The organism is Sphingobium cupriresistens LL01, assembly GCF_001046645.1.
Lineage (GTDB): Bacteria > Pseudomonadota > Alphaproteobacteria > Sphingomonadales > Sphingomonadaceae > Sphingobium > Sphingobium cupriresistens.
Map to the genome: position 1 here is coordinate 565,764 of NZ_KQ130434.1, position 11,863 is coordinate 577,626.

The 11,863-nt window shown below is 63.6% G+C and carries 7 protein-coding genes; 5 read left to right on the forward strand and 2 right to left on the reverse strand.

Translation table 11 applies throughout. The annotated features are described in order from the left end of the window. Positions 1-3 precede the first annotated feature (3 nt). From V473_RS02800 to lpdA, 3 genes are all read left to right on the forward strand, one after another. Entirely contained in the window at positions 4-2,799 is a 2,796-nt protein-coding gene (locus tag V473_RS02800) for a 2-oxoglutarate dehydrogenase E1 component (protein ID WP_066600305.1), read from the forward strand. Positions 2,800-2,807: 8 nt separating this feature from the next. After that, on the forward strand, positions 2,808-4,061 hold the full coding sequence (gene odhB / locus V473_RS02805; RefSeq protein WP_066600307.1) for a 2-oxoglutarate dehydrogenase complex dihydrolipoyllysine-residue succinyltransferase: 1,254 nt from the start codon (positions 2,808-2,810) through the stop codon (positions 4,059-4,061). Between the two features lie 116 nt (positions 4,062-4,177). Then, complete coding sequence (lpdA, locus tag V473_RS02810) at positions 4,178-5,578, forward strand: dihydrolipoyl dehydrogenase (protein ID WP_066600309.1); 1,401 nt, start codon at positions 4,178-4,180, stop codon at positions 5,576-5,578. Positions 5,579-6,071: 493 nt separating this feature from the next. Here lpdA and V473_RS02815 read toward each other — a convergent pair whose 3' ends face one another. Continuing rightward, entirely contained in the window at positions 6,072-6,599 is a 528-nt protein-coding gene (locus V473_RS02815; protein ID WP_066604913.1) for a regulatory protein RecX, read from the reverse strand. A gap of 186 nt (positions 6,600-6,785) precedes the next feature. On the opposite strand from V473_RS02815, the gene V473_RS02820 reads away from it, so the two are divergent. After that, positions 6,786-8,522 carry a fatty acyl-AMP ligase gene (locus V473_RS02820; protein ID WP_066600311.1) on the forward strand — a complete coding sequence of 579 codons (1,737 nt, stop codon included), beginning with the start codon at positions 6,786-6,788 and terminating at the stop codon, positions 8,520-8,522. 140 nt (positions 8,523-8,662) lie between these two features. Then, entirely contained in the window at positions 8,663-10,954 is a 2,292-nt protein-coding gene (locus tag V473_RS02825; protein WP_082679095.1) for a putative bifunctional diguanylate cyclase/phosphodiesterase, read from the forward strand. A 7-nt stretch (positions 10,955-10,961) separates the two neighbouring features. Here V473_RS02825 and V473_RS02830 read toward each other — a convergent pair whose 3' ends face one another. After that, positions 10,962-11,711, reverse strand: a complete 750-nt coding sequence (locus tag V473_RS02830) for a ParA family protein (protein WP_066600314.1) — start codon at positions 11,709-11,711, stop codon at positions 10,962-10,964. Positions 11,712-11,863: the final 152 nt, after the last annotated feature.

Here is an 11,863-nt window from a genome sequence, read left to right on the forward strand (position 1 = left end):
AACATGGGTTACGAGAACCAGGAATTCGAGTTTGAGCGCGGGCCAAGCTGGCAGCGCGACAACTGGCCGCTGAGCGATACCGACGATCTGACCGGGGCGATGGACCCCACGCAGATGCAGGTCGCCGTGAAGGCCGCCGCCAAGTCCGCCGGCAAGGCCGTGTCGGATGCCGACGCCGTCGCCGCCGCCGATGACGCCATTCGCGCGCAGATGCTGATTCGCACCTATCGGGTGCGCGGGCATCTGGCCGCCAATCTCGATCCGCTGGGCCTGACCAAGCGTGATCTGCCAGCTGATTTGACGCCGGAATATCACGGCCTGACCGACCCCGCGAAAAAAATCTATCTGGGCGGCACGCTGGGCCTGCAATATGCGACCGTGGCGGAGATCGTCGCGATCCTGCGCGCCAATTATTGCGGCAATGTCGGCCTGGAATATATGCACATCGCGGATGTGGAGGAGCGCCGCTTCCTGCAGGACCGGCTGGAGGGCAAGGACAAGGAAATCCAGTTCACGCCCGAAGGCAAGAAAGCGATCCTGGCGAAGGTCATCCAGGGCGAGCAATATGAGAAGTTCCTGGGCCGCAAATATGTCGGCACCAAGCGTTTCGGCCTGGACGGCGGCGAATCCATGATCCCTGCGCTGGAAGCGGTCATTAAATATGGTGGCCAGTCCGGGGTTCGCGAGATCGTGTTCGGCATGGCCCATCGCGGCCGACTCAACGTGCTGGCCAATGTGATGGCCAAGGGCTTCCGCGTCATCTTCCACGAATTTTCGGGTGGCACCGCCAATCCCGAAGATGTCGGCGGTTCGGGCGACGTGAAATATCACCTCGGCACCTCGACCGATCGCGAGTTCGATGGCGTCAAGGTCCATATGTCGCTGGTGCCGAACCCCTCGCACCTCGAAACCGTCGACCCGGTGGTGTTGGGCAAGGTGCGCGCGCAGCAGACCTTCCGCGATGACCTGGGCAAGCATGAGCAGGTATTGCCCGTGCTGATACACGGCGACGCGGCGTTCGCGGGTCAGGGCATCGTGTGGGAATGCCTCGGCTTCTCCGGCGTGCATGGTTACAATACCGGCGGCTGCGTCCACTTCATCATCAACAACCAGATCGGCTTCACCACCAGCCCGCAATTCTCGCGCGGCTCGCCCTATCCGTCCGACGTGGCGAAGGGGGTTCAGGCGCCGATCCTGCACGTCAATGGCGACGATCCCGAAGCCGTGACCTTCGCGTGCAAGCTGGCGATGGAATATCGCCAGACCTTCCACCGCGACATCGTGATCGACATGTGGTGCTATCGCCGCTTCGGTCATAATGAAGGCGACGAGCCGGGCTTCACTCAGCCCCTGATGTACAAGGAAATCCGCCAGCATCCGCCGGTCAGCGACGTCTATTCGGCGCGGTTGAAGAGCGAAGGCGTGGTCGATGACGACTATGTCAGCAAGGTGACGGGCGATTTCGTCAATCATCTGGAGGAAGAGTTCGAGGCGGCCAAGAGCTACAAGGCCAACAAGGCCGACTGGTTCGCCGGCCGCTGGTCGGGGCTGCACAAGCCGGCCGACGCCGAAACATCGCGCCAAAGCGTGGATTCGGCGATCAGCACCAAGCTGTTCGACAGCCTGGGCAAGACGCTGACCACCGTTCCCGAAGGGCTGAACGTCCACAAGACGCTGACCCGCGTGCTCGCGGCCAAGGCGGAGATGTTCAAGTCCGGCGAGAATTTCGACTGGGCGACTGGCGAGGCTTTGGCTTTCGGCTCGCTCCTGTCCGAAGGCTATGGCGTCCGCCTGTCGGGTCAGGATTCTGGACGCGGCACGTTCAGCCAGCGTCACGCGGTCTGGACCGATCAGGACAGCGAGAATAAATATATCCCGCTGTCGACCGTGCCGCATGGCCGGTTCGAGGTGCTGGATTCGCCGCTGTCCGAATATGGCGTGCTGGGCTTCGAATATGGTTTCGCGCTGGCCGACCCGAAGAGCCTGGTGCTGTGGGAAGCGCAGTTCGGCGATTTCGCCAATGGCGCGCAGATCATCTTCGACCAGTATATCGCTTCGTCCGAAACCAAGTGGCTGCGCTCCAACGGCCTCGTCTGCCTGTTGCCGCACGGCTATGAAGGGCAGGGGCCGGAACATAGTTCGGCGCGTCTGGAACGCTTCCTGCAACTATGTGCGGAAGGCAATATCCAGGTCGCCAACATCACGACCCCGGCGAACTATTTCCACGCGCTGCGTCGCCAGATGCTGCGGCCCTTCCGCAAGCCGCTCATCATCATGGCGCCCAAGTCGCTGCTCCGGCACAAGCTGGCGGTCAGCAAGGCGGAGGATTTCCTGGGCGAAACCCAGTTCAAGCGCATCCTGTCCGATCCCAATGGGTCGGCGGACAAGGATACCAAGCGCCTGGTCCTGTGTTCCGGCAAGGTGTTCTACGACCTGATGGAAGCGCGCGACGCCGCCGGGGACAAGGATGTGCAGATCGTTCGCATCGAACAAATCTATCCGTTCGCGACCGACGCCCTGGCCACGCGCATCGAGCGTATGACCAATTTGGAAGATATCGTGTGGTGTCAGGAGGAGCCGCGCAACAATGGCGCATGGTTCTTCGTCGAACCCTATATCGAGGAAGCCCTGGTCAAGGCTGGCAAGGCGCCCAAGCGCGCCCGTTATGCCGGCCGCAAGGCGTCCGCCTCGCCCGCGACTGGTCTGGCGTCGCGTCATGTGTCCGAACAGGGCGCACTCGTCGCCGATGCGCTGGGTCACAGCGTCCGCACCGAAATCCGTCGCCAGAAGAAAGGCTGATCAAGCTCATGGCTACCGAAGTCAAAGTCCCCACTCTGGGCGAATCCGTTACCGAAGCAACCGTGGGCCAGTGGCTCAAGAAGCCCGGTGAAGCCGTCAAGGTCGACGAGCCGATCGTGTCCCTCGAAACCGACAAGGTCGCGGTCGATGTGCCCTCGACCGTGGCCGGCGTCATGGGCGACATCATCGCCAAGGAAGGCGACACGGTTGAGGTCGGCGCGCTGCTGGCCTATGTGAACGAAGGCGGTTCGGTTGCCGCTGCTCCGGCGCCTGCCGCCGCTGCGCCCGCCGCGAAGGCGGAAGCCGCCGCCCCGGCCGCTTCTGCGCCGGCGCCCGCTGCTTCGGATGATGAAGAGGGTGGCAACCTGACCCTGTCGCCGGCGGTCCGCCGCCTTGTGCTGGAACATGGCCTTGACCCCAGCAAGATCAAGGGCACCGGCAAGGACGGTCGCCTGACCAAGGACGACGTCACCGCCGCCGCCGCCGCCGGCACCGCCAAGGCCGCCGCCGGTGCGGCTGCTGCCGCTGCTTCCGCCGCCGAAGCGCCTGCCGCTGGTCCGAGCCGCGCACAGGAACGGGTGAAGATGACCCGCCTGCGCCAGACGGTCGCCAAGCGGCTGAAGGAAGCGCAGAACACCGCCGCGCTGCTGACCACCTACAACGACGTCGACATGACCAACATCATCGAGGCGCGGGCCAAGTATAAGGATCTGTTCGAGAAGAAGCATGGCGTCCGTCTGGGCTTCATGGGCTTTTTCACCAAGGCCGTCTGCATGGCGCTGCGCGACATTCCGGGCGTCAATGCGCAGATCGAGGGCGACGAGATCGTCTATAATAATTTCTGCGACATCTCGGTCGCGGTGTCGGCGCCCACCGGCCTGGTGGTTCCGGTCATCCGCAACGCCGAATCGCTGAGCGTCGCGGACATCGAAAAGACCATCGGCGGCTTTGGCAAGAAGGCCAAGGAAGGCAAGCTGACGATGGAAGATATGAAGGGCGGCACCTTCACCATCTCCAATGGCGGCGTGTTCGGCTCGCTGCTGTCCAGCCCGATCATCAACCCGCCCCAGTCGGGGGTTCTTGGCCTGCACCGCATCGAGGACCGCCCGGTCGTTCGTGACGGTCAGATTGTGATCCGTCCAATGATGTATCTGGCGCTCAGCTACGACCATCGCATGGTCGATGGTCGCGAAGCGGTCACCTTCCTCGTCGCGGTCAAGAACGCGATCGAAGACCCAACCCGCCTGCTGATCGACCTGTAAAGGTCGCGACCAGACATCCTATCCGTTCGGGCTGAGCCTGTCGAAGCCCCGTCCTTCCCGAAGGACAAAAGAAGAAGTAATGCCCTTCGACAGGCTCAGGGCGAACGGAGATTGTTATGGCTGACTTCGACTACGACGTCCTGGTAATCGGCGCTGGCCCCGGCGGCTATGTCGCGGCGATCCGCGCGGCGCAGCTGGGCCTCAAGACCGCCTGCGCCGAAAGCCGCGAGACGCTGGGCGGCACCTGCCTCAATGTGGGCTGTATCCCGTCCAAGGCGATGCTGCACGCATCGGAACTCTATGACGAGGCGGCCAATGGCGCGCTCGCCAAACTGGGCGTCAAGATCGACAAGATGAGCCTGGACCTGCCCACCCTGCAGGGCCAGCGCATCGACGCGGTCAAGGGCCTGACCGGCGGCATCGAATTTCTGTTCAAGAAGAACAAGGTGACCTGGCTCAAGGGTCTGGCCAGCTTCACTGGCGCGAACAGCGTCGAGATCAACGGCGAGAAGGTGACGGCGAAGAATATCGTCATCGCCACCGGATCGTCGGTCACGCCGCTGCCCGGCGTTGAAGTTGATAACGCAGGCGGCAAGATCGTGGATTCCACCGGCGCGCTGGAACTGGACAAGGTGCCGGGTCATCTGGTCGTGGTTGGCGGCGGCGTCATCGGCCTGGAGCTGGGTTCGGTCTGGAAGCGCCTGGGCGCCAAGGTGACCGTGGTCGAATATCTCGACCAGATCCTGCCCGGCATGGACGGCGAAATCCGCAAGGAAGCTAACAAGATCTTCAAGAAGCAGGGCTTCGAGTACAAGCTCGGTACGAAGGTGACGGGCGCACAAGTCGGCAAGAAGGGTGTGACCCTGACCGTCGAGCCGGCCGCCGGTGGCGACGCGGAGACGATCGAGGCGGATGTCGTCCTCGTGTCGATCGGCCGTCGTCCCAATACCGAAGGGCTGGGCCTCGACAAGATCGGCCTGGAGCTGAACGCGCGCAGCCAGATCGAGACGGATCATGATTTCGCGACCAAGGCGCCCGGCGTGTGGGCGATCGGCGACGTCATCCCCGGTCCGATGCTGGCGCACAAGGCCGAGGACGAAGGCATTGCGGTGGCCGAGAATATCGCGGGCCTGACCGGCATTGTGAACCATGCCATCATCCCGTCGGTCGTCTATACCAAGCCGGAAATCGCGGGCGTGGGCCTGACCGAAGAGGCCGCCAAGGAAAAGGGCGCGATCAAGGTCGGCAAATTCCCGATGATGGCCAACAGCCGCGCCAAGACCAATCATGAGCCGGACGGTTTCGTGAAGATCATCGCCGACGCCGAAACCGACAAGGTGCTAGGCGTGTGGATCATCGCCGTGCCCGCAGGCACGATGATCGCGCAGGCGGCGCAAGCGATGGAATTCGGCGCGTCGAGCGAAGACATCGCCTATACCTGCCATGCGCATCCCACGCATAGCGAGGCGATCAAGGAAGCGGCGATGGCCGTGACCGGCAAGCCGATCCATATGTGATCGCGCGGCGGACCAAGCTTTGAAGGAAGGGGCCTCCGTATTGCGGGGGCCTTTTCTTTAAGGAAAGGGCGCGCAAACAATCGGCTGCGGATGCAAACCTTCCCTTTCAAGGCAGGGGAATCGCATATGAAAATGGTGACGGCAAAGGTTTCTATATGCGTCTGCTGATATGGTGGGCGTATTGGGGAGGAGTTTTCGGATTGTTTTGGTAGGATGGAGGATTATCGGGCAGGGAAGGCGCGGTACGACTTGTTGGTCGATGCTTTCAGCACCGACCCCGCCCGACCCGTGACCCGGTAGGCGCGTCGCTGATGCGTCGGCGGCGCGTTGGCATGACCCAAATGGTCGACGGCCGGGAAGCCGTGGGCGCGTCGCTGGCGCTTCGCGGGTGCATAGCCGACGCTTCGCCCTGTCTTGCGCCCGCAAAATCATTCCATCTACGGTGTGAACTTCGCACGGGTGACCCGGTCATGACCCAGCCATGACCTTGGGCCTATTCGTCTTCCGCCGCCATCGGCTCCCCCGGCGGCGCATCGACCCAGCGCCGCGCCACCGCATAGGCATGGCCCGCGCGCAAAAACGCCGCGATCGCCTTCTCCCGCTGCTTGGGGTCGATCGGCCCGGTCGCATAGGGGCCGATCCGTTTGCGCCGGGCGAAGCGGTCCGCCGCCGCCCAGGCTTCGGACGCAATCTGCGCGTCCGCCTGTTCGCGATCCTCTTCGCCGATTCCCGCTGCGCGCAATTCCTCGCCGATGCGCCTTGCGCCATAGCCGCGCCGGGCCAGCGCCCCGCTCTTCATCACCGCATAGCCCGCATCATCGATATAGCCCAGATCCACGAAGCGGTCGGCCAGCCCATCCGGGTCCGCTGGCGCCTCGCCGCCCCAGCCGCGCTCCTTGATCTTGCGCTTGAGATAGGCGAGCAGCTTTCCCCGGCTGGTGGCGAAGCGGGCGACATGGCGCAGCGCCATGTCGCGCAGCGCGCTTTCATCAAGCGGTGGGGGGAGGCGTTTGCCGGTCATCATGATGCAACATGCGACATGCGCCATCTTTATGCCACAGTCGGGCCGGAATTTCACCGCGCCTTGTCGGCTATGAGTGCATATTGGAATGCAATATCCGGTGCAAATGGCGGTCAAAGCTGCTAGCGGCCCCGGTTTCAAGATTTTCAAGACATTGGGTCAACCAATATGACGGGTTCGCAAGAGATGATGGCACCGACGCCGACCACCGACGATCTGCCGCGCCGCTTCTCCGATTTCGGGACGCTGGGCGCAGCGCTGGACTATGCGGCGCAGGGCAAGCGCGGGCTCAATTTTCATGATGCGCGCGGCAATCTGGCGCGGCCCTATCCGTTCAGCGAATTGCGCGCCGACGCGCTGGCCTGCGCCCATCGCCTGATCGGCCATGGCGTGAAACCGGCCGACCGCGTCGCTCTGGTCGCCGAAACCGGCGCGGACTTCGCCATGCTCTTCTTTGGCATCATCTATGCCGGTGCCTGGCCGGTGCCGCTGCCGCTGCCGACCAGCTTCGGCGGCAAGGACAGCTATATCGACCAGCTGAATGTCCAGCTGTCCAGCTGCGATCCGATGCTGTTCCTCTTCCCCAAGGAGCTGGAAGAGATGGCGGGCGAATCCGGCCGCCAGAAGAATGTCGAAAGCATCGCGTTCGAAGATTTCATCGCCCGCGACGCCGTCCCCGCCGCTCTGCCGGAGGCGCAGCCGGAAGACGTCGCCTATCTCCAATATAGCAGCGGCTCGACCCGCTTCCCCCATGGCGTCGCGGTGACGCATCATGCGCTCCTGTCCAACCTGTCGGCGCACAGCCACGGGATGCAGGTGCAGGACAGCGATCGCTGCATCAGCTGGCTGCCCTGGTATCATGACATGGGGCTGGTCGGCTGCTTCCTGTCGGTCGTCGCCAACCAGGTATCGACCGATTATATGAAGACCGAGGATTTCGCCCGCCGTCCGCTGGCCTGGCTCGACCTCATCAGCCGGAACGAGGGCACATCGATCAGCTATTCGCCGACCTTCGGCTATGACATTTGCGCCCGCCGCATTTCCAGCCAGACCAAGGCGGAGGATCGGTTCGACCTGTCCCGCTGGCGCCTGGCCGGCAATGGCGCGGACATGATTCGCCCCGACGTGATGCAGAGCTTCGTGGACGCCTTCGCCGATGCAGGGTTCAGCCCCAAGGCGTTCCTGCCCAGCTATGGCCTCGCCGAAGCGACACTGGCCGTCACCATCATGCCGCCGGGCGAGGGGATCATCGTCGAACTGGTCGAGGAAACCGACCTGTCGGGCGGTCACGCGACCGAGGGGCGTCCCCAGCGTTTCCGCTCGATCGTCAATTGCGGCAAGCCGGCCAAGGACATGGTCGTGGAAATCCGCGACGAGGATGGCGGCCTGATGAACGAGCGCCAGATCGGCAAGGTGTGGACCACCGGCCCGTCGCTGATGGTCGGCTATTTCCGCGATGAAGTCGCGACCAAGGCGTGCATGGCCTCCGATGCATCTGGCCGCGTCTGGCTCGACACCGGCGACATGGGCTATCTGTCCGATGGTTATCTCTACATCGTTGGTCGCGCCAAGGACATGATCATCATCAACGGCAAGAATCATTGGCCCCAGGATATCGAATGGGCGGTGGAGCAACTGCCCGGCTTCAAGCAGGGCGACATCGCAGCCTTCGCCATCACCACCCCAGGCGGCGAGGAAGCGCCCGCCGTGCTGGTCCATTGTCGCACGTCGGACAATGAAGAGCGTTCGCGCCTGCGCGACCAGATCCGCGAACGGGTCCGCGCCATCACCGGCATGAACTGCGTCGTGGAACTGGTGCCGCCGCGCACCTTGCCGCGCACCAGTTCGGGCAAGTTGAGCCGGTCGAAGGCGCGCAACCTCTATCTGACCGGCGAAATTCGGCCCTACGACATCGCCGCCTGACGCCCCGGTCAGATCGTAACATCCTTTAAGGCCAAGGTTACTGATTGATAACCCATGACTGCTAACCCAGTCCCGTGGGTAGCAAGCAGGAACAAGCCGAAGAACCGGACCGCCAGGAACGCGCATCGCTGCGCGCGATCATGGGTCTTTGTACCATCCTGGAGGATGGCGGGATCCGCGTGCTGGAAGCCCAGCTGCGATCCGCCGACAGCGTCGCCATACTGCGCCATGGCATGAATATTTGCGGGATGCTGTTCCTGTGGCAGGTCTTTTCCCATTGCTGTTCACCGTTCCTGCTCGGCGGATGGAGCCTGGCGCTGATCGCCGCGACCAGCATTACTCTGCTGCTCGACCGACAACGGCGCGCCAACGATATCGGCCTGTCACCGGCCGACCTGCGCCGCCATGCGCTGGGCGGATTGCTGCACGGGCTGGTCTGGGCGGCCTGCATGGTGCTGGTGTCCCAATCCGGGCAGACCGAAGAACTAGTGGCGCTGTGGACGATCATCAGTTGCATCATGGTCTGCGGCGCGATCAGCTATGCGGCGACGCCGTTGTCCGCCACCGCCTATCTTCTGCCCTGCATCCTCGGCCTGTTCGCCATGTTCGACGAAGGCGGCCAGTTGCCGCTAAGGGCGCTGGCGACCAGCTATGCGCTGTCGCTGCTGTGCGGCTGCTTCATCTACGCCCGCACCTTCGCCCGTCAGCACAGCACCACCGTGCAATTGGCGGAAAAGAGCGAGGTCGTCAGCCTGCTGCTGCGCGAATATGAGGGAGGCGGGTCCGACTGGCTGTGGCAGACCGACGCGCTGCGCCGGATCAATGGCGTGTCCAGCCGCTTCGCCGAGACGATGGGCATGGAGCCGGGCCAGCTGGAGGGCGCGCCGCTGGTGCAGATATTGGCCGGTAGCGGCTGGGATGACGGCCGATTCGCCGCTGGCCTGCACAGCCTGGCCGACCATCTCAAGCGGCGTGAGAGTTTCAGCAATCTGGTCCTGCCGGTCGAGATACAGGGGCAATGGCGCTGGTGGGAGCTGTCGGCGTCGCCCCGTCATGACGAAAATGGCATTTTCCAAGGTTTTCGCGGTGTCGGATCGGACGTGACGGCGCAGCGCGAATCGGCCGACAAGATCGCGCAGCTCGCCCGCTTCGACCCGCTCACCGGCCTGCCCAACCGCAGCCACCTGCGCGAAGTGCTGGACCAAGCGATGGACGCTTCGAAAGGGCGCTCGCCCGGCTGTGGGTTCCTGATGATCGATCTCGACCGGTTCAAATCGATCAACGACACGCTGGGCCATCAGACCGGCGACAAGCTGTTGAGCCAGGTGGCGCGGCGGATGCGGCAGGTCTGTGACGCGGACATATTCTGCGGCCGGATAGGCGGCGACGAATTTGCGGTGATCATCCCGCATGTCGCCGACAGCGCCGCCATTCCCCGCCTGTCGTCGGCGATCATTGGCGCATTGTCGATGCCCTATCAAGTCGGCCAGCATATGCTGCATGTCGGCGCATCGGTCGGATCGGCGCTGTCGCCAATGGACGGCCGCGATTCCGAAGCGTTGATCCGCAGCGCCGACCTCGCCCTCTATCGCGCCAAGGACGAGGGCGGCGGCGTGCATTGCGCCTATGAGCCGCGGCTACACGCGCAGGCGGAAGAGAGGCGTCAGCTGGAACTGGCGCTGCGCGAGGCGTTGGAAAAGGACCAGTTGCATGTCCTGTACCAGCCCGTGGTCGATGCCGAACATGGCGCCGTATTGGGGTTCGAGGCGTTGGTGCGGTGGACGCATCCGCAACTGGGGGCTATCTCACCGGTCAAATTCGTGCCGGTGGCGGAAGAAGCGCGGCTGATCGCGCCGATCGGCGAGTGGGTGCTGCGGACCGCCTGCATGGAGGCGGTGACCTGGCCGGACGATATCCGCATCGCCGTCAACGTCTCGGCCGAACAGCTGACTCATCCCAGCTTCGTCGCCGCGGTGGTGTCCGCGCTGGCGCAGAGTGGGCTGGACGCCCGCCGGCTGGAGCTGGAGGTCACTGAAAGCGTGTTCATGAACGAGGATGCGGGCGCGCTCAAGGTGCTGGACCAGTTGCTCAGCCTGGGTATCCAGCTCTCGCTCGACGATTTCGGCACCGGCTATTCCTCGCTGGGCTATCTGAGCCGCACCCGGTTCAACACGATCAAGATCGATCGCAGCTTCGTCGTTGGCGCATCCAAGAATACCGCCGAAAGCCTGGCCATCATCCGGGCCGTGGTGACGCTGGCCGACAGCCTGGGCATGAGCACCACGGCCGAAGGCGTGGAAACCGAAGCGGAATTGCAGATGGTCCGGCGGCTGGGCTGCAAGAAGGTGCAGGGCTATTATTTCGGCCGGCCGATGCTGCCGCAGGACGCGGCGCGCCTGTTTCCGAAACCCCAGCGTGTCGCCATCGGCTGACGCCGCTCTAGCCGGCCTGCAATTGCCGCTCGACCATCGTCCACAGCGAGGCGAAGGCCTGTGCCGGCGGCGAAGTCGGGGCGAAAGCGCCTAGCGGCTTGCGGCGCACCGTCATCTGCTCGATCGTGCTGGCCATCGGGATGGCGGGCCAGTCCGGCTGGCTGTCCAGCGCCGTTCGGTGCAGGCTGCGGCGGCGATCGACCATGGAATAGACCGGCAGGATCGGCGCATGGTTGCCGCCGCGCTGGACCAGATAGCGGGCGACCTCGCCCATCGCCCGCTGCGACAGGGGGGAGGGGATGACAGGGATGACGATCAGGTCGGCGGCGCGCAGCACCTGCTCGCTGGTTTCGGTGAGGCCGGGCGGGCAATCGAGGATGATGCGGTCATAGTCGCGCCCCAGGCTCTCGATCAGCTTGGCCAGCCGCTTCTTCTTGTCCATTTCGCGGAAGAGATGATCGAGGCTGCGCAGCGACGTGTCGGCGGCGATCAGGTCCAGCCCCGGCACGGTCGAGGGCTGAATCAGCTTGCGGACGTCCACATCCTTGCTGAAGATCGCCTGCGCCGCGTCGCGGCTTTCCATATCGGTGGACAAGAGCCAACTCGACGCCGCCTGCGGGTCCAGATCCCATAGCAGGGTGCGCCGTTTGGAAATGCTGGCCGATGCCCAGGCCAGGTTGATCGCGAAGGTGGTTTTGCCCACGCCGCCTTTCAGACTGTAGACGGCGATGGTCGCCAATGTCGGTTCCTTTGCCATGAGCGAGAAGCTACGGCTTCCCGCCATCAAAGCAAGCGCTCAGATCATGGCTTTGTTACGGCGGCGTGACGCAGCGATATGAGACAGCGACATGGACAGTAGTACGGCATTTTCACGATGACATTTCGTTTCGATATAGAAACGATAAGTCG

What these genes read in the sequence shown, in the direction of transcription:
- V473_RS02800 (WP_066600305.1), top strand. Translation starts at nt 4, where the DNA reads ATGGGTTACGAGAACCAGGAATTCGAGTTTGAGCGCGGGCCAAGCTGG.
- V473_RS02830 (WP_066600314.1), bottom strand. Translation starts at nt 11,711, where the DNA reads ATGGCAAAGGAACCGACATTGGCGACCATCGCCGTCTACAGTCTGAAA.
- V473_RS02825 (WP_082679095.1), top strand. Translation starts at nt 8,663, where the DNA reads ATGGGTCTTTGTACCATCCTGGAGGATGGCGGGATCCGCGTGCTGGAA.
- V473_RS02815 (WP_066604913.1), bottom strand. Translation starts at nt 6,599, where the DNA reads ATGACCGGCAAACGCCTCCCCCCACCGCTTGATGAAAGCGCGCTGCGC.
- V473_RS02820 (WP_066600311.1), top strand. Translation starts at nt 6,786, where the DNA reads ATGATGGCACCGACGCCGACCACCGACGATCTGCCGCGCCGCTTCTCC.
- lpdA (WP_066600309.1), top strand. Translation starts at nt 4,178, where the DNA reads ATGGCTGACTTCGACTACGACGTCCTGGTAATCGGCGCTGGCCCCGGC.
- odhB (WP_066600307.1), top strand. Translation starts at nt 2,808, where the DNA reads ATGGCTACCGAAGTCAAAGTCCCCACTCTGGGCGAATCCGTTACCGAA.